We start from the raw sequence: 20,618 nt of genomic DNA on the forward strand, positions 1-20,618 counted from the left end.
ATTTTTAATGGACTGAAAAGATAAAATTAAGACAAACAAAAAAGCGTCAAGTGCTCCATCTGGCACAAGACGCCTTAAACTTCCAAGGTTAAGTATTTCTTTTTTTAGAGTACTTTACGATACCAAAAACGATAAAGAGCAGCATGAGGAACAATCCTATATAGGGCATATACTCCAGATTAATATTAAATACACCGGATGTATAATAACCGATCAGAATAAAAGGCATTGTCCACACTAACGTTCCCAATACGGATGTATAAAGGAACTGCATAAAAGGGACCTTATTCATTCCCGCAAAATATGGACTTATTTGACGGATTCCAGGAATATAAAATCCAAACACTATCGTTTTTTTGATATTTCCTTTATACTTTTCTTTTACTTTTATCCAACGCTCTTCAGTTATTCCAACATATTTCCCATATTTATGAACAAAAGGCATTCCTACATATTTTCCGATTGCATAGGCGAATATCATGCCTGAAAAAGCTCCAAAAAAAGCCGACAGTCCCGCAGGTATGAATGCTAAACTACTTTGGTCAATTAGCACTCCAATAAAAAACAACAAAGACTCTTCCGGTGCAGGAATACCAACGATGCCAAAAAATAAAAATATACAAATAATAATATAACCATAGGTATTAATATAGCTTAAAAAAGTTTCAATACTCATAGTTCCCTCTTTTGTACAAAGTTTTTTAAAATCCTCTTCGAAATGGCAGGAGTATTGTTATAGGTTATTTAGTCACACTCTCTCCATCTCTACCTCCTTCAACAGTTTTAATATCTCGATAAAAATAATATTCACGCCTAGCCAGACTCCTCCAAAAACATACCCGGCAACAATGTCACTTGGAAGATCGATGCTAAAGAACAAGCGGCTAATGGCAATGAACATTAAAAAAAAGTAACGTAATGATTGGAATAATAGTTCGATAGTAGACAGGTTTTAAGGAGCGGACAACTATTAAAACCGCAAAGCCGTAAATGACGAAATTCATTAATGATTGTTCACTTGGGAAATTACTAAATAGATGTTCCGTAAACGAATAGGAAATAGGAGATAAGTTTTGAAAAACTCTCCTTAAAATTTCTTCGTAAATTTCTCCACCAAGGATCACAATGATAAGCGAAAGTAATTCTAATGTTTTTTTCTCGCTTTTCCATAAAATCAAAATGAAAGTAACTCCAATGATGAAAAATTGTATTTCCCTTGATCCTAATAATAAAAATGCTTGCATAATCTGTGTCCAATCATTATTGAACACCGACTGAATCAATATACGTGTGGCTGTATTGAAAGTGGTGAATTCATTTCCAAGATAATCCTGGATTAAACCAAACATGAAAATCGAAAGAACCAATGATAGGAAGGAAGTGATGGTTATTAGGAGTACTACCCTTCTTCTTGTATGAAATATGGTTAAAACCAGATTTAAATATTCGATAATTTTCTGTTTAATCTCAAGATGATATTTTTTGTAGATGTAAATAGCAATGAGTATAAAGGCTGCTGCAATGCCCCCTATAATGAGGTATCTTTTAATGGAGCTATGAAATGTTTCCCATTGGGGGCCCAATAATTTTCCAAGTGAAATAAATACGCTTACCCATATGAATGCACCAATATATGCAAAAATGGCATAAGTCCGGTATGGAAGCCGGGTCGCTCCTGAAAAATATCCCGTAACATGTCTAATTCCAGGGATAAAATAGGCAATCAGCAGTAATTTAGCCCCATATTTACTAAACCAGTAGGAAAGTTTTTTATAACGTTCCGGGCCTAAATGAAATCGATAACCATATTTTTTGAAAAATGGTTGTCCTAATTTATACCCGACCCAATAAGAAATAGTCATTCCGATACAAGATCCCACACCAGCTATCAAAATACTGAGTATCCAGTTAAACTGTCCTTGGAAAACAAGGTAACCTGCATAACTCATAAGCACTTCTCCTGGCAAGGGAAGTGCGATTAATTCCAATAACAGTGCTACAAAGAGAACAATGTATCCGAACTGGTCGATATAAGATGTTATAAAACCCACCACTTATCACCCTCTATTTTCTGATTGTTTCCCAATTCGATCACATCATCTTCATCTTTTAGCATTACTTTTTCATCTTTGTCCTTATCTTAATACATTCAAAACAACAGGTTTTACTCTTAACCGAACATTAATCTTTTATTAAGGAAAAGATTAGATTTCAATTTTCGATTCAACAAACTTTACTTCTCAAGTGAAATACTCGGTATTTATAAAGAACTAAAAATAAACTGATTGGTGTCTTAGTACCAAATCAGTTTATATAATAGTGGCTTTCCCTTCAAATAGTGTTTATATGTGTGAATAACATTTGATCGTTGGCGTTTAATCTTTAAAGAGTCAATCTAAGATTACTTTCCTATCCTAACACTCGTCTCGTATAAGGAATTAACCTGAGAACATGCGCAAAAGCAAATGTAGTTACAAGTGAGAGCAGGCTAACAATTACAAACTTACTGATCGCTGGAATGTCCAATGTATGAAACAATATAGACCAGCTCACTATGACAGGAGGATGCAAAATGTAAACTGTAAATGCATTATCTGATAACCATTTTATGAAATTAGGCATATCATTATATTTCTTCTTGAATAGTTCTATCAGGAGTATTGATAATCCAATACAAACAAAAGGCTCCCAAAAAGCATAAATAATCGCTTGGCTGTTCCATCCCCCATTCACCTTTAGAGGGCCGCTTAATGCGCCAGTAAAGACCAAACCAATTGGGAAAATAGGAATTGCAATGAGAGTAATCCATTTCCATATTTGCAGCATTTCTGACGTTATACTTTCTATCCAATCATTCCGATACGCAACAATGCCAATATAAAACAACAAAATATAAGACGGAAAATAGCCAAATTGCAGCCCTAAGATTCCAGTACCCACCGGAAAGACTAAGCGTATTGCAAAGGCGGCAATACCTAATAAAATCGCAGTGCCCAAAAGTACTCGGTTAGTCGGGAAACACAGAGATTTACTTGGCTTTTTTATAATCTTTTTATAAAGTACATAGACTATCGTGAAAATAAGCAATGCTTCTACGAACCAAAGCGGGCCTATGAAAAATTGATGGAAAGATAAGATTTGTGAACGGTAAAATTCTACCAAGCTCATTTGATGTTTAACGTTGAGGAAATACTGGATGAGAGGTCCTATGATGAATAGATAGAATAACAGTGGTATGCCAAGACGAATAAAACGATCCTTTAAAAATTTGCCTGTTCCCTTTCGTTCGTAAGATCTTGGCACAAAATAACCAGATAGGAAGAAGAAAAGTCCCATAAAAAAAGCCTGATTTATAGCTGTGAATAAGGAAAGCATGATATTGGTCACTGTTGTACCTTCTTCGGCATCTATAAAAATCCATGACCCTGATGCTCCATAGGCAATTGCTGTATGATGCAAGATTAAAAGAAACGTTAGAAAGACACGCAATCGATCTAAAAAATATAAACGATTACTCAAGAAACATCCCCCTTGAATGAGAAAAATGGACTAACCGAAATAATGGTACCATAGAACCAAATTAAGGTATATAAAGATTTTTAGAGTGGTTTATTGAATTGAGTTTTACTCTTGAAATTTTGTAATAAAAAACAAAATAATTGTCATACCATTCCTCAACGTTCATTTTTTTGTTCAACGCTCCCCCCTCCCCCCTTCTAATAACATGATAAGAATTACCTCATACGAATTTTACCAGTAGCATCCACTCGTATATTGCTTCCCTGTATTTTAAATTATTCTAAAAAACTGTAGGCAAAACGGACTTCCCTCCGTTTGCCTACAGTTTTTTTATGGAATATAAATGCCCTGTTAATACGCTTGTGGCGGCACTCGCAAACTTGTTTGCTACCTCAATCCAAAAAATAATTCAAACACTTTGCAATTCCAACTCGTGTTGTAACAGGTCAGTTGGTTTCATGGACTGCTGTCCGTCAACAAGCAAATCGCATGGACGTCCGACAACTTCAATACAGCCGTCTTTCAATTTTACGATGCGATCTGCTATTGCATAGGCATCATTTTCGTCATGTGTAACTAAGATTGACGTTATTTTGGCTTTTTTAAGAATATCCCGTAATTCTTTCCTAATTTTGACTTGTAATTCTGCATCCAGATTACTGAAAGGTTCATCCAACAAGATCAAATGAGGATTCGGTGCAATTGCTCTCGCTATAGCCACACGTTGTTGCTGTCCCCCGCTAAGCTGATGAGGATAGCGTTTTTCAAACTCTTGAAGTTCCACTAATTCCAAAACTTCCCGAAGCCGTTTTTTCTTTTCTTCATTTTTCAATTGTGACAATCCAAATAGTATATTTTCACGGACCGTCATATGAGGGAACAATGCATAATCTTGAAATACCATTCCGATTCCACGTTTTTCAGGCTGCAAGAATGTAGTACCATCAAAAACCACTTGTTCTTGTATCGTAAAGGAACCTTTTGTCGGTGCTTCAAGACCAGCAAGGAGGCGTAGCATGGTGCTCTTACCGCTTCCACTTCTACCTAATATGGATATGACTTCCCCTTTTTCAATTGTTAATGAAAAATGATCAATGGTTGCCCGATTTGCATTTGGGTACGAGAAACAAACATCTTGAATGGAAATTGACATGTCAATCCGGCTCCTTTTCGAGAAACTTATAAAAAACAATGATGGCAAGGGCACTTATACAGACAATTACTAACGAAGCTTGTGAGGCTTCCATAATCTTCTCATCACTCGCATATTGGAATGCTTTTGTTGATAGTGTATCGAAATTAAAAGGACGTAAAATCAGGGTCAATGGAATTTCTTTTAAAATATCAATAAAGACTACAATAAAACCACTGATAATGGCGCCTTTCAGCATGGGTACATCGACTTTAAAAAATGTTTTTGTAATCCCCGCTCCAAGCAGTCTTGAAGCATCCCTAAAATCAGTCCCTATTTTATCGTATCCAGATTCAATTGAATTATAACCAATTGCAAAGAACCTAATAATGTAGGCCGCGATTAACATCGTTAGGCTTACGCTAAGCACAAGTGTGGTGCCAAGGCCCAATATACCATATATAGGAGCTAAAAAACGATCCAATGCTATAAAAGCAGTTACAACAGCTACTGCGATTACAGCCCCAGGAATTGAATAACCAAGAATCGTTATTTTAGGCAGAAGTTTCGCAACTTTACCATGCACCAAACGGTTGAAATTACCTACAATCAAGGCGAAGACGATGATCACCGTTGCACTGATTCCTGCTACTGTTACCGAATTTTTGACGTAATGAAGAAAATCTTCAGTCGGAATGGTTCCAAATGTTAAAAGCATCCAATCAATCAGCTGAACAACAGGAATGATAAATCCCAAGGATAAAATAATCAATCCATAGCTCGTAGCCATGAAAGCTTTCCAACCCTTTAACTGAATTAGAGGCAATGGCCGAACTTTAGTGGTCGAATAACTGTATTGCCGTTTGCCACGTAATAATTTTTCAATTATGAGTACAAAGATGACAAACCCCATGAGGGATGCAGCAAGTTTAATTGAAGTCTCGATATCACCTAAACCAAACCACGCTTGAAAAATTCCCGTTGTAAATGTTTGGATCCCATAGTACTTTACAACACCATAATCATTCAACACTTCAAGCACTACTAAACTTGCTCCACCAATAATAGAGACCCTGGAAATAGGAATAACGACTTGAAAGAAAATACGCAAAGGACCCTTTCCAAGCATGCGTGCACTTTCGATTAAGGAAGCAGATTGTTGAGATAGGAAAATCCTCGTAATTGTATATACATATGGATATAAAAACATTGTATAGATGAAAATGGCACCAGGCATATTCATGATATCAAAGTACGCAGGATTTAGTTCCAAGCCAAATGTATTCCGAAGTGTAGTTTGGATGATGCCAGTGTAGTTGACAATACCATGGTACGTATAGGCCCCAATAAACGGCGGTATGGATAATGGAAGTATCAATGCCCATTTTAAAAATCGGCGTAAAGGAAACTGATATTGGGCTATAATCCAAGCCAAGCTCAAACCGATAATAATGGTTAATACGGCTGTAGCACTTATTAGGATTAGCGAAGTTGTAATGAATGATTCTAAAACAAATTCCTTCATATGTGCCCAGTTTTCATTTGATGGAGAAAAAATGCCTGTGACAATCGTTAAGTTGGGCAACAGTAATAGAATCATGATAATCATCGCCGTGACCGTCCATATGTTGATATTTGCCAGTCTACGTTGCATATCCGAACACCTCAATCTATCTACAAGAAATCCCTTGTCGCGTCTTACTAACGACAAGGGCATATTAATTATTATTTCCAGCCGACTTCATTAAATATTAAAATCGCTTTTGCGTTGTTGTCGCCCAGAACGGATAAAGGAATATCCTGTTCTTTGAATTCACCCCAGGATTTAAGCAATTCAGTTGGTTCAACTGCTTCATTCACTGGGTATTCGTAGTTAGCTTCTGCAAATATGCCTTGAGCTTCAGGTGAAGATAGGAACTCAAGTAATTTAATTGCATTTTCTTTATTCTTCGCTGATTTTACAACACCTGCACCACTAACATTTACGTGCGTGCCCGTTGTGTCTTGGTTAGGGAAGAAAATACCGAGATTTTCTGCTACTTTTACTTCTTCCGGATCTTCGGAATTCAGCATTTGACCAAAATAGTATGTGTTCATAATCGCCACATCGCCGATACCAGCTGCAATTGCTTTCGCTTGGTCACGGTCGCCGCCTTCAGGATCCCGGGCAAAGTTCTCTACTAACCCCGCTGCCCACTCTTTTGCTTTTTCTTCGCCATTAATTTCGATGAAAGACGCTAACAAAGATTGATTATACACGTTTTCGGAGCTTCGAATCAAGACACGGCCTTTCCATTTGTCATCTGTCAACGCTTCATACGTTGATAATTCCTCAGGTTTTACCGTTTCTTTGTTATAGATAATTACACGTGCACGTTTTGTTAAGCCATACCACATTTGATCTTTATCTTGGAATTTCGCTGGAATTTGTTCATTCAATAGATCACTTGTTACAGGTTGCAGTATTCCGTCAGATTTTGCACGGTGTAATCTACCAGCGTCAGCCGTTAAAAATAGATCAGCTTGAGATGCATCCCCTTCACGTTTAATACGCTCAAGCAATTCATCGGCTTCCCCTTTTATGACATTCACTTTAATACCTGTTTTTTCTTCGAATTTTTTATAAAGCTGGTCGTCAACATCATAATGACGGGCTGTATATAGGTTTACTTCTTTACTTTCTTCTTTTTTGGTTTCATCATTTGCATTATTTGTGGAAGGTTTTTCATTTCCACACGCAGACAATGCGAGTAACGCAATAGTTAAAAATAAAATTAATACCTTTTTCACTTAAAAATCCTCCTTATGAATGGTTCATCACCAGTTGAAAATGATTCTCAATATCAATTATAGATACTTCACTTTTAAAGTCAACAAATATATTGAAACGTTTTCAAACAACTTTACCAATCATAATAGCTTTATGTACATAAACCTAAGTTATTAAGCGCTTAACTAAAGGATGGGTTACTTTAATCATTTAATACCATCACATTTAATGTCGCGAATACAGCTGCAATCATAATATCAAGACTTATTTGACAAAACATCAAGAGATATATCTTTGTACATATTAGTTAATGATTAACAATGACACTTTTAATTTATTTAAACGTTAACATTTCTCGTAGCTGATATTGATAATGCCACTTCCCTTGCCAAGTCGCTTCTAAGCAAATAAAGAAGCAATTCCCCATGTGAAAAACTAAGGAATTGCTTGTGTGTATATCAATCTATCTATAGTATGATCAATAAATTTCTAAGCCCTTTTCTCCTATTTACAAGTACTACTTAAAATAAACTCATCTAACCACTCTGCACATGTAAAAGTATTTAGTGCCCCTTCGTTATCCTGATCTTCCATACCCCAGCAGGCGTAAAGCATCGCCATTGCAAAGGAGGCTCTCAAAAAACGGTCCCTGTCCAAATTTAGTAAGGAAATTAATCGATTGATCCGAAATTCGAATACGCTTTTGGGATTCGCCTTTTCAAATAGATGATTCGTAAGAAATGAGGTCAGGTCAAAATATGGATCACCGACAACACCTTTTGGATCAATAGCGGACCATCCCTTCTCATCCGAATAAAGAATATTTTCATGATGTAAATCGCCATGCAGTAACTCCAAGTTTTCTGAAGTCTTCATCAAGTCATCAAAGATTGCTTTTGCTCGCTTCACCATTTTGACAGGAATCCTTTCTTCAGATGATTTTACGTAATCCAAATAGCGGTCTAAACCCTTTGACCAGTCCAATATTGTCGGAAATGGCCAGTCTGGAGGGAAAGGTCGTCTAATCGACTTCCATACTTCTGCGAAATGCTCTACTGCTTCCTTTTCACTTAGTTCAAAGAGCATCATACCCGGTTGAAGCCTTTCTAAAAGCATAGCACCTGCTTGGACATCCTCTCTCAATAACTTCGCGCAGCCTTTTCCATTATATGCCCGTACAGTAATTGCCTCATTTTTAAAATCAAAATTAGCAACTCCTATTTTCAATATCACAGGCATAGAGTTTTGATCAATCGCTTTAGCAACATAGTTGTAAGAAAGATTTTCAACATGCCCTTCAATCGTTAAATCCCAGTGTTCAGAAATTTTTTTGATCTTCTCCTCTAAACCTTTTAAGAACTCTTCTCCCTCTTTCCCGAATGCCCCAATAATTTTTTGAGTAAACACGTTTGGCAGCTTCAAATACAACAATCCCCTTTTTACTTTTCATTATTTTATCGACTTGTATTCTTACCATCTCTTTTAATAAACGTAACAGACTTTTATCTTCATTAATATGATAAAAAATGGACGCTTCCTTCAATGAACAGGAGTGGATATATGGGAGTTATAAACGGAAAACAATTTATTGACAGGCTAAATAATCTGGAAACGGAAATATGGATGGATGGACAAAAGCTCACAGGATTGAAATCTGAACATCCTGCTTTTAAAGGCATGCTGCAAACGAAAGCTTTACTCTTTGATTTACAGCAAGATCCGGATTTTAAAGAGGAAATGACATTTGTTGATCCGAAATTCAATGAAGATATAGGTCTTTCATTCTTGCGGCCGAAAGTAAAAGAAGATCTAATCAAGCGAAGAAAGATGATGGAGCACTGGGCTAAACTCACGAATGGCATGATGGGAAGGACTCCGGATTATTTAAACTCTGTAATCATGAGTTTCGCTGCCTATGCACCTTCCCTACAAGGAAAGGTTAACTGCTTTCCAGAAAACATTATGAATTTATATGAACTTGCAAAGAAAAATGACTTAACGTTCACTCATACATTTATTACGCCACAAGTGAATCGATCCTTATATTATTTTCGAACATCACAAGATCCGGTTACAGCAACAGTTATTGACACGAACGACCGAGGAATCATCATTAAGGGAGCACGCCTACTTGCAACCCAAGGTGGTCTTACAGATGAAGTATTAGTCTTCAGTATCCCAAATTTCAACATCGACGAGAACGAAGCGTTTGCCTTTTCAATCCCCTCGGATACCAAAGGCATAAAATTTATATGCAGGGATTCTTTTGTAGGCGGATCTTCCTCATTCGATCATCCACTGAGCTGCAGATATGAAGAAATGGACTCCATTGTTGTCTTTGACCATGTTCTTGTACCATGGAATCGTGTGTTTTTTTACGGAAACATAGAAGCATCGGCAAACTTCATAAGGAAGTGTCCCTTCAACTGCTTTGCTCTTTTTCAAGCAGTAAATAGACAAATTATCAAACTTGAGTTTATGTTGGGACTTGCGGAAACTATTGTCGACACGATTAATGTAAGCGAATATCTCCATATACATGAAAAAATGTCGGAAATCATTATTGGCCTTGAAACGATGAAAGCTTTACTTGATCGAGCTGAAAATGAAGCTGAGGTGGATGAATACGGTACTTTGCGCCCTAATAGCCTACCGCTCCAAGTAGCCAGTAACATATTTCCTAAAATCTATCCCCGTTTTTGCGAAATAATCCAGTTGATCGGGGCCAGCGGATTGGTCTCGCTGCCCACCGAAAACGCGTTCAACTCAGAAAACCGTCATGACTTGGACCATTATCTACAAGGTGCAACGAAAACAGCCGAGGAGCGGGTAAAAATTTTCCGATTAGCTTGGGACCTTACGATGAGTCCATTTGGAACGAGGCAAACCCAATATGAACGTTACTTTTTTGGTGATCCGGTCAGATTGTCTAGCACATTGTATAAAACGTATAAGAGTGATCAATATGTAAAAACTGTTTTAGATTTTCTTAATATAACTAAAGATGGTATAACTCCTGAAGGATAGAGATGTTACATCTTTTGATTAAAACTATTATCGAATAATAAGTAGCCATCCCCGCTGTTATGAAACGGAGATGGCTTTTAGTCCTATCATAAAGTAGTACTTCTTACGGACAAGTTTATAAAAACCGGGGCTAAACTTCTCAATTCCCAATCCATAACAAATTTAATTTAACAGCTATTCCATGCCAAAGGTACATTTTTTGTTGTTTGGACAACTTTATTGTCATATTTTTCTCCATGCGAACATATATATGTATAATAACCAAAGTATATCCATTAACTACCATTTAGTTTTTATTTAAAGTAAATAATCCCAAAAAATTTACAATCGCATACTGGGCGGACGGTTGGCTGCTTCTATCGTGAATTGCATGAAAACTCGCGAAAGCGAAAGGAATGCATAACCCGTTTAACGGGCACCGGAGGTGGTTACAATGACGATCTATGAAACGATGAGTTTGTTGTTTCAAGCATTTGCAGGAGTCATTACATTGTTGTCTTTAATGGTTACATTAGTAGTAGTAATAACCAAAAAGAAATAGCCGTCCCCCGGTAAAGGTAGACGGCAATGTCTGGAACTCAATGGCCTCCCGCGTGTCATGCCTGATTGGCATAACTCGAATCTGCCCGGTCAGCAATTGAAAGGAGTTAGTGTTCGAGCACTAACTCCTTTTTATCTTATGCGATGAATTGACAAAAATACCTGCAAACTATGAAACTTTTACACACCCATTTTTCTTCGAGTAGTACCGACCTTTTTAGACTGCTGACTTTTCATTTTCATAGAAGGCTGATCATTAAATCCGACTTTCCCGCCAGAAGCTTTAGATTTTTTAGCTTCAAGTTGTTGCTTAACGAGTTCTTGCAAGCTCTTTTTTTCCTTTTGCGTGTCCATATAATCCCTCCCCGGGTGTTTGAGAAGATTATAGCACGTAACACAATTGACATCTAAACTTTATCCAATACTTTTTTGAAGTTTTTAACCGTACGTGATTTCCACTTCGCCTAAAAGATCTTGGTTCAACCTTTTTAGCGTTTGTAGAATGATTTTCTGTTCCTCAGTAACTTCCCACCGTTCATCCGGTATAAACATGAATGGGATTTTTCTGACTTCCTTTGATACATTATCCCCTACCGGATTCAAAGAAATCGTATCAAGTACTTCATCTTCTCCATTTTTCTCACGTTTAATGACGACTATATCAATTTCCCCATCAAAAGGCTCAGGCTCACTTAAATAGACCGAACCAGTGATGGTTTCACCTAATTCGAAGTGGGATAAATCCACAATTGTTTGTACTTTCACTTGGCTATTTTCCATAGTTCTCCTCCCGATGCATAGCAAGGAGCTATTCCACTCTCTTACTTTTCATACGTCCGATATTGCTTGAGAGGATCGAATTCGTATCGATCATATCGACGTTGGAACAATTTAAAGAGATGTGAAACAACTACTTTTAATAATGCATACCCTGGAATCCCTAAAATTACACCAAATACACCGAATAGGGAACCGGCTGTTAAGAGAACAAAAATAATCGTAATCGGATGGATGTGAAGCGATTTACCCATAATTTGTGGGGATATGAATTTCCCTTCGATTAATTGAACACATGTCCAAACAATCAGCAACTTAACCAGCATAAATGGAGAAGTTACGAGTGCGATAATCGCTGCTGGTGTTATTGCGATGACTGGCCCCAAGTAAGGTACCACACTTGTTAACATTGCCAGCACACCTAATAATAGCGCGTATTCCAATCCGATGATTCGGAACCCGATTGTTACCATGATTCCAATACAAATCGAAACTAAAATTTGTCCCTGTATATACGAACTAATTTGGTGGTCTGCCTCTCGCATGACTTCCTGCGCATCGTCACGTAATCGCGGCGGCAAAATACGGTAGATAAATTTCGGCAATTTTTCTCCTTCTAAAAGTAAATAGAAAAGGATGAACGGAACGGTCACAAGTGAGAGAACAAAACCTGCAAATGCTGAGATGAAATTTGTGATTCCAACAGCCAATCCTGAAATGGCACCGGTCAAGAAACCTGAGATCTCCTGAATTTTTTGTTCGACAAGCTTTGGAATATTAACATCCAACTCAGTATAATAAGGAGCAAAGATGGAGTTCCGTAAGAAATGATCAATATCTAAAAGAAGCTTCTTGAAATACATAGGGAAATCTTTGATTAAATCTTGAAATTGTCCCTTTAAAAATGGATAGATAACGACTACCAATGTTGTCAGAATACCGATTAAAATTAGAAAGAGTAGTAAGATTGCCCATACTCTTGGAATCTTTAACTTTTCGTTCATGATTTTGACTATCCCTCTAAGTAAATAATACGCAATCGTGGCTACAATTAAAGGAAAAACAATTGTCGAAATCAAAACAATAATCGGTTCGAATATGAAGGATATTTTACTGAAAACAAAAATGATCAGACCTAACAAAAGAATACTGATCAATAAAAACAATGTATTCTTTCCGCCTAAAAAGCGGATGAAATTTGTCGCAAACAGGGATTTCTCTTTATCCATCCTTAAGCCTCTCTTTCTATAATGAAACAAATGTGGAATACCCCTCTATCATCTTAGCGGCATCCCGATAAATTTGCTGATGGCCTGTTTGTTCTGATCCAGGTCAAGTTCGATTACGGAACCAGCGTGACTATAAGAAGCAAATGAGTAGCTTCCTTCTACAGGAACGGTCATTTTATCAATTTCAAGACCTCCTCCTGCCATGATTTCGATTACTTTCCGAATTTCTTCCCCCGTCGTCAGATCAGTCTGTATATAGCCATTGACTGCACCGGCAAGTTTAGGGATTCGTGGTAAGCTGGAAGGTGATAATAATTCCTCTTTTAACGCTTCAATTACTTTCTGCTGACGCGCCACACGGCCGAAATCCCCTTCCTGGTCTGCACGGAATCTCGCATAGCCCAACAGCTCTTTACCAGATAACTGCTGAGTACCAGGCATTAAGGTAACGCCGATCTTCTCGGACATTTCTTTCTCGACATTGACCTCTACGCCATTAGGAGCTGCAATGTCGATCAAAGTCTCGAAATTATCAAAATCGATTAATGCGTAATGATGGATTGGAATCCCGAACATTCCAGTCAATGTGTCTTTTAATAATTGTACACCATCAAGATAGTAGGCGGTGTTCAGCTTATAGGATTCGTAACGTGGTATATCTGCATAAATATCTCTCATGAAAGAAATGAGTTTTACAGTATCATTATCCTTATTCCATGATGCCACAATCATCGTGTCAGATCGTGATTTGCCGCTTCCATCGTCATCTACACCAATTAATAAGATGTTCTCAATATGCATATATTTCGGATCCTTCGTGTCTCCGGTGAAATCCTCATCTTCAGATGCTCCATTTTCACCCGCCAGATTTGAACCTTCCCTATACTGTAAAACAGAAAAGGTGGCCATTCCGACGACTGATAGCAATAGAATCAGAAAGAAAAATCGTCCAAAGCGGAATCGCCTTTTCCTTCTCCCGGTTCTTGTTTCTTTATGTTCAATTTCCATGATGGTTCCTCCAAACGAAAACTTCACAACTAATGACGAAATGCGTGTTTTTAAGTTCCTGCCGTATTGTAGTGCATCCCGTCAAAATGCTACAATACTCCTTGTATAGGTACAAGGAAGGTGAATAGTATGTCTAATCGTTTAGAAAAAGCGACATTTGCAGGCGGTTGCTTCTGGTGTATGGTCAAACCATTCGATCAATGGGACGGTATTTCATCCGTCATTTCCGGTTACATGGGTGGTCATTTAGAAAACCCAACTTATGAGGACGTGAAAACAGGTGATTCCGGCCACTTGGAAGTGGTTGAAATAGAATTCGATCCTACTGTTTTTCCGTATGAAAAACTGCTTGAAATCTTTTGGCAGCAAATTGATCCAACCGATGAGGGCGGACAGTTCCATGATCGTGGTGATTCCTACCGTACTGCTATTTTCTATTATACAGAAAATCAGAAAGAGAAGGCGGAAAAGTCTAAAAATGACTTATCCGAAAGCGGAAAATTTTCCAAGCCCATCGTAACAGAAATCCGTCCGGCTGCCACCTTCTACCCGGCAGAAGATTATCATCAAGATTATTATAAAAAGAACAAGTCGCATTATGAAGAAGATCGGGAAAAATCCGGCCGGGATGAATTTATTAATAGCCATTGGAACTAACCCCCTATACTGGGGGTTTTCTTACGAATGCCCACTTTCCCAATCCATGCTATAATAGTAGTCATTGTAAAGTAGGAGGAAGATTGAATGATCCAAGTTAATAATGTAAGTCTCCGTTTCGGCGACCGGAAACTTTTCGAAGACGTCAATATAAAATTCACGCCGGGCAACTGTTATGGTTTAATCGGCGCAAATGGCGCCGGTAAATCTACATTCCTAAAGATTCTATCTGGGGAATTAGAGCCTCAAACCGGGACAGTTTCGATGAATAAAGATGAACGATTAGCCATTTTAAAACAGAACCATTTTGAATACGAGGAACATGTCGTACTTGAAACGGTCATTATGGGGCATGAGCGTTTATATGCCATCATGCAAGAAAAGAACGCCATTTACATGAAAGAAGACTTCTCTGATGAAGACGGCATGCGTGCTGCTGAACTTGAAGGTGAATTTGCTGAGCTTAACGGTTGGGAAGCCGAATCGGAAGCTGCAATTCTACTTCAAGGATTAGGTTTACCAGAAGAATTTCACAACAAGACATTGGCGGAACTTTCCGGTTCTGATAAGGTAAAAGTTCTTTTGGCCCAAGCCCTATTCGGAAAACCGGATGTTCTATTGCTCGATGAGCCGACGAACCACTTAGACTTAAATGCGATTCAATGGTTGGAAGAGTTCTTGATCAACTTTGAAAACACAGTGATTGTTGTATCCCATGACCGTCACTTCTTGAACAAGGTTTGTACGCATATTGCCGATCTCGATTTCAGCAAAATTCAAATCTACGTCGGCAACTATGATTTCTGGTATGAATCCAGCCAATTGGCACTAAAAATGTCACAGGACCAAAACCGGAAGAAGGAAGAGAAAATCAAAGAACTTCAAGCCTTCATCGCCCGTTTCAGCGCGAACGCATCAAAATCCAAGCAGGCCACTTCCCGTAAGAAAATGCTTGATAAGATTTCTTTGGATGATATTAGACCTTCTTCACGTAAATATCCATATGTTAACTTCCAAATCGGCCGAGAAATCGGAAATGATGTGTTGTCTGTAAAAGGATTGTCCAAATCGTTGGAAGGCGAACAAATGTTTAAAGATATTTATTTTAATATGAACAAGGAAGATAAAATTGTCCTACTTGGTAATCCTCTCGCTAAAACAGCGCTATTGGAGGTTTTAGCAGAAGAATCGCCAGTTGACGAAGGAGAATTCCGATGGGGAGTAACGACTTCTCGTGCATACTTCCCTCTCGACAACTCGGAATACTTTGAGGGTGATGAACCATCTTTAGTTGATTGGCTTCGCCAATTCTCACCAGAAGACGAAAGTGAAACATTCTTGCGCGGCTTCTTAGGACGTATGCTATTCTCAGGTGAAGAAGTAAAGAAGAAACCGTCCGTTCTTTCAGGTGGAGAGAAAGTTCGCTGTATGTTGTCTAAAATGATGCTTTCAAACTCAAACGTTCTTCTATTAGATGAACCGACAAACCATTTGGACTTAGAATCGATTCAAGCATTGAACAATGGATTGACTGCATTTAAAGGTGCCATGATATTCACAAGTCATGACCATCAGTTCATTCAAACTATAGCTAATCGCGTCATTGAAATCCGTGAAGACGGATCTATATTAGATAAACAAATGTCTTACGATGAATTCCTCGAATGGAAAAAAGCTCAAGGGCTTTCATAAGACAAAAAATGTGCTTTGGCATTCCTGCCAAGCACATTTTTTATTTCTTTTTCTTTTTTATAAAACGACCAAGCAAAGATCTTGAAGGCAGTTTTCCTACTACGGTATTGCCAGTTTCAGAGATTTTCTGCAAAGTAAATAATAATTTTTTATCTCCTGCCCAGTTTTCCTCTAAGACTTCCGGGGCAAACTTATTTAATAATGTATTTACGACAAATGCCGCTACAATCACATCATCCATGAAGCCGCCAGGTCCGACGAGCCCTTCCGGCAAGACATCAACCGGTGATATGAAGTAGAGCAATCCACTTCCGATTAGCGCTTTACTTTTAGCGTCGATACGATTGTCCAACATAGATTTCATAAGCAAATGAAAAAGGTCCGGAGCAAACAAAATATATTCTCCGAATTTGCTTGTTCTTCCCGATTTTGTATGTAACCAGTCTGTAATCCGAATACGGAGTTTTTCATAAAAATCTTTTTGTTCATCTTCGGAAGGCAAAGGTTTTTTTAACTCGATTTCAGACATACTAATAGTCCCCTTTCCTGTATTACTGTTTTTACTATACCAAATAAACCTTATTTTGAAACTGCTGAATACTTGTCAGCGTCTCATGAGCAAAGGAGATGAATGAAATGAAAAAATTACTACTATTATTTTCGTGCTTCTTTCTTCTGGCCGGCTGTACAAATAACAACCAAGAAACAGATGATCCGGCAAAAGATCAAAACGATAATAGCGCTCAAGGAGATAATTCAAATGACACCGGCGATGGAGAATCAGGGTCAATCGTTGATGCGGATGAAGAAGATGCAACAGATAATCTAATGTTCTTATCATATTTCATGAAAGATGGGACTGTTGCCCATTTTGAAGGTGAAGGAAATGAATATGCGACCTACTCAGCTCGCACAAAATATTTAGATGATAATTACATCAGTATTTATGAGGATAATGGCGGAACAGTCATGCTAAGAATCTTCAGGGTCGAAGAAGACCAAGTTCTTCTTGTCTTTGAACAAGGTGAACGCTATGAAGAATTAAAACCAAATGAACTGGCTCTTGAATCACTTGAGCCTATAAGCGTTTATTTGAAAGCACCTTTGGAAAAAGGTTCAGAATTTGACGGTTGGACGGTTATTGATACTTCTTCGTCTTTAAATACACCAGTCAAAGATTTTGAAAATGTCTTGGTGATTGAGAAAAAAGGTGAGGATGGAACGAATCGTCGATACTTTGCAAAAGGATATGGGGAAATTAAACGCGAGTTCATTATGACTTCCAATGGTACGGAATCCAAAGTGACATCAACTTTATCGAAAATTGATTAACATGGGATTGTATGTAAAGCCGCTCCAGGCGGACGCTTTCCAAAGGCGATCCGCAAGCCTCATTGGAGAACTTTCTTTGTATAAAATTGAAACAGAAAAAACGAGGCATCGCTTAATGGATGCCTCGTTTTGTTTGTCGGATTAAAGTTTTGTAACGTTAGCTGCTTGTGGTCCACGGTTTCCGTCGACTACTTCAAATTCAACTTTTTGACCTTCGTCAAGCGTTTTGAAACCTTCGCCTTGGATTGCGCTGAAGTGTACGAATACGTCGTTTTCGCCTTCAACTTCGATGAATCCGAAGCCTTTTTCAGAGTTGAACCATTTTACTGTACCTTGTTTCATTGAAATACCTCCAAAAATTAAAAAGTAAACAATATGGAATTTTCCTACCGAGAATAAAAAAATTCACATATTATAAAAAGTACCGTTTCAGCCGATCACTTTTTATAATATGTGAATACTGTGTTCCGGTAAATCAATTTCAATTGTTGTCTATAGTATATCATCCGTTTAAAAATTGTCAAACATTGTTCATAAAATTTTATTTGTTCACTGATGTTCGAAATTTCCGACTGGTTCACCATCCCTCAGGACCATGATTCCGTGATAAATTTGAAGAATGTCATCACAAGGAATGCAATATTCCTTCTCATCCTCTGACCAAAATGCCCAAAAAGCTCCGTTTTTAGTAGCCTCATGTGTATATTTTGCCCGAAATTCAGTAAGTAAACCTGTTAAGTGGAATTTTACTTCTTCCAAATTTTCGAAGCTTTTCTTATCGATTACTTGCTCTTCCCAACCCTCGAATAACCACCATGGTTCAAAATCGGCTTTCATATAGATGACTTCATACAAGATGCAACAACCCTCTTTTTCTTACGTTCTCTTTCGTAACATTATTTTACCAAATGAATGAATTTAGTCCATTGAAATGACTTCCATATGGAACGGTTTCATTGAAAAAATATGGGTTCTACGATAAGTTTAAGTAGTGAAATGAAACCTTTAGAACAGCTTATACGTATAAAGTACCAGTTAACATATTAGGAGGGTTATATATGCAGGATGCAGGCCAATTCATACTTCGACATGCCTTTTCACTCCTGATTAGTATCATTGCTGCCATTACCTTTTTGACGATAGATTGGGGATTTTGGATTTCGACTGTCCTCTTTATCACGGTGTATTTCATCAGTTCATTTTCAATCAAACAATTCCAGCTACACAATAAATTGAAAAAGTTCGGTTTGACAAGAGGCGAGTATCGTCATATCAAATCACAGCTATCGGAAGCGAATAAGAAAATCCGTGAATTGAATCGACAGTATGGAAAGGTTCGATCCATTCGTGCATTCAAGCAACTGTTCGAAATGAATCGCTTAGCAAAACGGATTTTCTCAATTGTTAAAGGTAATCCGAGAAAATTTTATTCAGCTGAAAAGTTCTTTTACTCCCATCTTGACTCAGCAGTGGAATTGACATCGAAGTATTCATTGCTTGTTTCTCAGCCAATCAAAGATGCTGATATGAAGATAGCACTTCAACAAACAAGAGATACACTTGAAAGTATCAATGATGTGATGGAAGATGATCTTCGGAATGTCCTTTCAAATGACATTGAAGAATTAAAAATGGAACTAAGTTACGCTAAAATTTCTATAAAACATGAAGAACCGTTGAAATTGAAAGGGGAAATGCCTCATGACCGATAAACAAACACTACAAACTGATTTAAAATCTGTTGATGACTTGTTGGGCGATCCATTCAAGATGGACATGGACATGCTCTCCCCTGCTCCGCATCAGGAACAACCGGCTCAACCAGTAAAACTAATTGACCGCCTTTCTGAAGAGGAACAGCAGAAGGCAAAACAACTTGCTCAGCAAATTCCCGCAGGAAACTATGAAGCAATCCTGACTTATGGGTCGAATGCCCAAACGCAGTTATCCCAGTTTTCCCATAAGATGCTCGATCACGTTCAGCGGAAAGATATCGGTCCTGTAGGGGATATACTTAAAGACTTGATGAACAAATTATCCGAATTAAATCCTGAAGAACTGAATACTAAAAAGAAATCCGGTATTGCAAAATTTTTCGGGAAAGTCTCTCGATCTGTTCAGGAACTTATGACAAAATATCAGAAGCTTAGTACTCAAATAGACCGGATCGGTATACAACTTGAACATTCAAAGCGTGGTCTCTTGGAAGACGTTCATATGTTAAACCAGCTATATGATCAAAATAAGAACTACTTCCAAGCATTAAATGTCTATATAGCTGCAGCGGAATTAAAACGCGATGAAATCATTCACGAGGTCCTCCCTGCTTTAAGAAAGAAGGCAGAAGAATCGGATGATCAGATGGCTTATCAGGAAGTAAATGATATGGCCCAGTTCCTGGACCGACTTGAAAAAAGAATTTATGATTTACAATTATCCCGGCAAATCACCATCCAGACAGCTCCACAGATCCGGATGATTCAACAAACTAACCAAACACTTGCTGAAAAGATTCAATCATCTGTAATGACATCTATTCCATTATGGAAGAACCAAATTGCAATTGCTCTTACATTGAACAGGCAGATGAAAGCCGTGGAAGCTCAAAAGCAAGTATCCAAAACAACTAACGACTTGCTGCTTAAGAATTCAGAAATGCTTAAGATGAACAGTATTGAAACTGCGAAAGAAAATGAACGCGGCATTGTAGAAATCGATACACTGAAGAAAACACAAGAAAACCTACTCCAAACAATTGAAGAAACGTTAAGAATCCAAGCAGATGGCCGAGCGAAGCGAAAAGCTGCAGAGGTCGAAATATCCCGTATGGAAGAAGAGTTGAAAAATCGTCTCTTAATCATTCATGAAAGTCGTCAAGAAGGCAGCAGATAATTATGCAAAAGACCCAAGAATGTCATGAAACATTCTTGGGTCT

At 37.9% G+C, this 20,618-nt stretch carries 20 protein-coding genes; 6 read left to right on the forward strand and 14 right to left on the reverse strand.

All coding sequences use genetic code 11. The features are described 5' to 3' along the window. Positions 1-88: 88 nt before the first annotated feature. The 7 genes from ACFOZY_RS12580 to ACFOZY_RS12610 all read right to left on the reverse strand — a co-directional run bounded on the left by ACFOZY_RS12580 (position 89) and on the right by ACFOZY_RS12610 (position 8,828). Positions 89-676: a DedA family protein gene (locus tag ACFOZY_RS12580; RefSeq protein ID WP_378155969.1), complete on the reverse strand. Its 588-nt coding sequence runs from the start codon at positions 674-676 to the stop codon at positions 89-91. A 208-nt stretch (positions 677-884) separates the two neighbouring features. Beyond that, positions 885-1,988, reverse strand: coding sequence for a VTT domain-containing protein (locus tag ACFOZY_RS12585; protein WP_378155971.1), 1,104 nt, complete (start codon positions 1,986-1,988; stop codon positions 885-887). A gap of 421 nt (positions 1,989-2,409) precedes the next feature. Beyond that, the gene (locus tag ACFOZY_RS12590) at positions 2,410-3,519 is read right to left on the reverse strand and encodes an acyltransferase family protein (protein WP_378155973.1); all 1,110 of its coding nucleotides are present in this window, start codon (positions 3,517-3,519) and stop codon (positions 2,410-2,412) included. A 409-nt stretch (positions 3,520-3,928) separates the two neighbouring features. After that, positions 3,929-4,672 (reverse strand): ABC transporter ATP-binding protein, encoded by a 744-nt coding sequence (locus ACFOZY_RS12595; protein ID WP_378155975.1) that lies wholly within the window; start codon positions 4,670-4,672, stop codon positions 3,929-3,931. Between the two features lies 1 nt (position 4,673). Further along, the gene (locus ACFOZY_RS12600; protein ID WP_378155977.1) at positions 4,674-6,305 is read right to left on the reverse strand and encodes an ABC transporter permease; all 1,632 of its coding nucleotides are present in this window, start codon (positions 6,303-6,305) and stop codon (positions 4,674-4,676) included. Between the two features lie 71 nt (positions 6,306-6,376). Then, positions 6,377-7,441 carry a Fe(3+) ABC transporter substrate-binding protein gene (locus ACFOZY_RS12605; RefSeq protein ID WP_378155979.1) on the reverse strand — a complete coding sequence of 355 codons (1,065 nt, stop codon included), beginning with the start codon at positions 7,439-7,441 and terminating at the stop codon, positions 6,377-6,379. A gap of 484 nt (positions 7,442-7,925) precedes the next feature. After that, the gene (locus tag ACFOZY_RS12610) at positions 7,926-8,828 is read right to left on the reverse strand and encodes an aminoglycoside phosphotransferase family protein (RefSeq protein WP_378155981.1); all 903 of its coding nucleotides are present in this window, start codon (positions 8,826-8,828) and stop codon (positions 7,926-7,928) included. A 153-nt stretch (positions 8,829-8,981) separates the two neighbouring features. Here ACFOZY_RS12610 and hpaB point away from each other — a divergent pair, with 153 nt between their 5' ends. Further along, on the forward strand, positions 8,982-10,448 hold the full coding sequence (gene hpaB / locus ACFOZY_RS12615) for a 4-hydroxyphenylacetate 3-monooxygenase, oxygenase component (protein WP_378155983.1): 1,467 nt from the start codon (positions 8,982-8,984) through the stop codon (positions 10,446-10,448). 720 nt (positions 10,449-11,168) lie between these two features. On the opposite strand, the gene ACFOZY_RS12620 is transcribed toward hpaB, so the two are convergent. The 4 genes from ACFOZY_RS12620 to ACFOZY_RS12635 form a co-directional block, all read right to left on the reverse strand. Further along, complete coding sequence (locus tag ACFOZY_RS12620; RefSeq protein ID WP_378155985.1) at positions 11,169-11,342, reverse strand: hypothetical protein; 174 nt, start codon at positions 11,340-11,342, stop codon at positions 11,169-11,171. Positions 11,343-11,426: 84 nt separating this feature from the next. Next, entirely contained in the window at positions 11,427-11,768 is a 342-nt protein-coding gene (locus ACFOZY_RS12625) for a hypothetical protein (RefSeq protein ID WP_378155987.1), read from the reverse strand. A 41-nt stretch (positions 11,769-11,809) separates the two neighbouring features. Then, positions 11,810-12,994, reverse strand: coding sequence for an AI-2E family transporter (locus ACFOZY_RS12630; RefSeq protein ID WP_378155989.1), 1,185 nt, complete (start codon positions 12,992-12,994; stop codon positions 11,810-11,812). A 48-nt stretch (positions 12,995-13,042) separates the two neighbouring features. Next, entirely contained in the window at positions 13,043-14,002 is a 960-nt protein-coding gene (locus tag ACFOZY_RS12635) for an LCP family protein (protein WP_378155991.1), read from the reverse strand. Positions 14,003-14,131: 129 nt separating this feature from the next. Here ACFOZY_RS12635 and msrA point away from each other — a divergent pair, with 129 nt between their 5' ends. Together msrA and ACFOZY_RS12645 are read left to right on the forward strand one after the other, a co-directional pair. Beyond that, on the forward strand, positions 14,132-14,659 hold the full coding sequence (msrA, locus tag ACFOZY_RS12640; protein WP_378155993.1) for a peptide-methionine (S)-S-oxide reductase MsrA: 528 nt from the start codon (positions 14,132-14,134) through the stop codon (positions 14,657-14,659). An 87-nt stretch (positions 14,660-14,746) separates the two neighbouring features. Next, positions 14,747-16,351 (forward strand): ABC-F family ATP-binding cassette domain-containing protein, encoded by a 1,605-nt coding sequence (locus ACFOZY_RS12645; RefSeq protein WP_378155995.1) that lies wholly within the window; start codon positions 14,747-14,749, stop codon positions 16,349-16,351. 40 nt (positions 16,352-16,391) lie between these two features. On the opposite strand, the gene ACFOZY_RS12650 is transcribed toward ACFOZY_RS12645, so the two are convergent. Beyond that, the gene (locus ACFOZY_RS12650; RefSeq protein ID WP_378155997.1) at positions 16,392-16,880 is read right to left on the reverse strand and encodes a YkvA family protein; all 489 of its coding nucleotides are present in this window, start codon (positions 16,878-16,880) and stop codon (positions 16,392-16,394) included. Between the two features lie 107 nt (positions 16,881-16,987). Between ACFOZY_RS12650 and ACFOZY_RS12655 the strand changes: the two genes are divergently transcribed. After that, a complete protein-coding gene (locus tag ACFOZY_RS12655) occupies positions 16,988-17,683 on the forward strand; it encodes a hypothetical protein (RefSeq protein ID WP_378155999.1) in 696 nt (231 codons plus the stop codon). A 141-nt stretch (positions 17,684-17,824) separates the two neighbouring features. On the opposite strand, the gene ACFOZY_RS12660 is transcribed toward ACFOZY_RS12655, so the two are convergent. Both ACFOZY_RS12660 and ACFOZY_RS12665 read right to left on the reverse strand, forming a co-directional pair. After that, the gene (locus tag ACFOZY_RS12660) at positions 17,825-18,025 is read right to left on the reverse strand and encodes a cold-shock protein (protein WP_004230088.1); all 201 of its coding nucleotides are present in this window, start codon (positions 18,023-18,025) and stop codon (positions 17,825-17,827) included. 207 nt (positions 18,026-18,232) lie between these two features. Continuing rightward, the gene (locus ACFOZY_RS12665; RefSeq protein WP_378156003.1) at positions 18,233-18,538 is read right to left on the reverse strand and encodes a DUF1033 family protein; all 306 of its coding nucleotides are present in this window, start codon (positions 18,536-18,538) and stop codon (positions 18,233-18,235) included. 203 nt (positions 18,539-18,741) lie between these two features. On the opposite strand from ACFOZY_RS12665, the gene ACFOZY_RS12670 reads away from it, so the two are divergent. Further along, a complete protein-coding gene (locus ACFOZY_RS12670; RefSeq protein ID WP_378156005.1) occupies positions 18,742-19,395 on the forward strand; it encodes a 5-bromo-4-chloroindolyl phosphate hydrolysis family protein in 654 nt (217 codons plus the stop codon). Then, complete coding sequence (locus tag ACFOZY_RS12675; protein ID WP_378156008.1) at positions 19,385-20,575, forward strand: toxic anion resistance protein; 1,191 nt, start codon at positions 19,385-19,387, stop codon at positions 20,573-20,575. The genes ACFOZY_RS12670 and ACFOZY_RS12675 overlap by 11 nt, the downstream gene beginning before the upstream one ends. Positions 20,576-20,618: the final 43 nt, after the last annotated feature.

Source organism: Chungangia koreensis (assembly GCF_042651785.1).
Classification (GTDB): Bacteria; Bacillota; Bacilli; order Bacillales_A; family Planococcaceae; genus Chungangia; species Chungangia koreensis.

Bases quoted from the DNA above. Each gene is read 5' to 3' on its own strand.
- hpaB (WP_378155983.1), top strand. From the start codon at position 8,982: ATGGGAGTTATAAACGGAAAACAATTTATTGACAGGCTAAATAATCTG.
- ACFOZY_RS12660 (WP_004230088.1), bottom strand. From the start codon at position 18,025: ATGAAACAAGGTACAGTAAAATGGTTCAACTCTGAAAAAGGCTTCGGA.
- msrA (WP_378155993.1), top strand. From the start codon at position 14,132: ATGTCTAATCGTTTAGAAAAAGCGACATTTGCAGGCGGTTGCTTCTGG.
- ACFOZY_RS12655 (WP_378155999.1), top strand. From the start codon at position 16,988: ATGAAAAAATTACTACTATTATTTTCGTGCTTCTTTCTTCTGGCCGGC.
- ACFOZY_RS12595 (WP_378155975.1), bottom strand. From the start codon at position 4,672: ATGTCAATTTCCATTCAAGATGTTTGTTTCTCGTACCCAAATGCAAAT.
- ACFOZY_RS12675 (WP_378156008.1), top strand. From the start codon at position 19,385: ATGACCGATAAACAAACACTACAAACTGATTTAAAATCTGTTGATGAC.
- ACFOZY_RS12670 (WP_378156005.1), top strand. From the start codon at position 18,742: ATGCAGGATGCAGGCCAATTCATACTTCGACATGCCTTTTCACTCCTG.
- ACFOZY_RS12600 (WP_378155977.1), bottom strand. From the start codon at position 6,305: ATGCAACGTAGACTGGCAAATATCAACATATGGACGGTCACGGCGATG.
- ACFOZY_RS12625 (WP_378155987.1), bottom strand. From the start codon at position 11,768: ATGGAAAATAGCCAAGTGAAAGTACAAACAATTGTGGATTTATCCCAC.
- ACFOZY_RS12630 (WP_378155989.1), bottom strand. From the start codon at position 12,994: ATGGATAAAGAGAAATCCCTGTTTGCGACAAATTTCATCCGCTTTTTA.
- ACFOZY_RS12645 (WP_378155995.1), top strand. From the start codon at position 14,747: ATGATCCAAGTTAATAATGTAAGTCTCCGTTTCGGCGACCGGAAACTT.
- ACFOZY_RS12635 (WP_378155991.1), bottom strand. From the start codon at position 14,002: ATGGAAATTGAACATAAAGAAACAAGAACCGGGAGAAGGAAAAGGCGA.
- ACFOZY_RS12620 (WP_378155985.1), bottom strand. From the start codon at position 11,342: ATGGACACGCAAAAGGAAAAAAAGAGCTTGCAAGAACTCGTTAAGCAA.
- ACFOZY_RS12580 (WP_378155969.1), bottom strand. From the start codon at position 676: ATGAGTATTGAAACTTTTTTAAGCTATATTAATACCTATGGTTATATT.
- ACFOZY_RS12650 (WP_378155997.1), bottom strand. From the start codon at position 16,880: ATGTCTGAAATCGAGTTAAAAAAACCTTTGCCTTCCGAAGATGAACAA.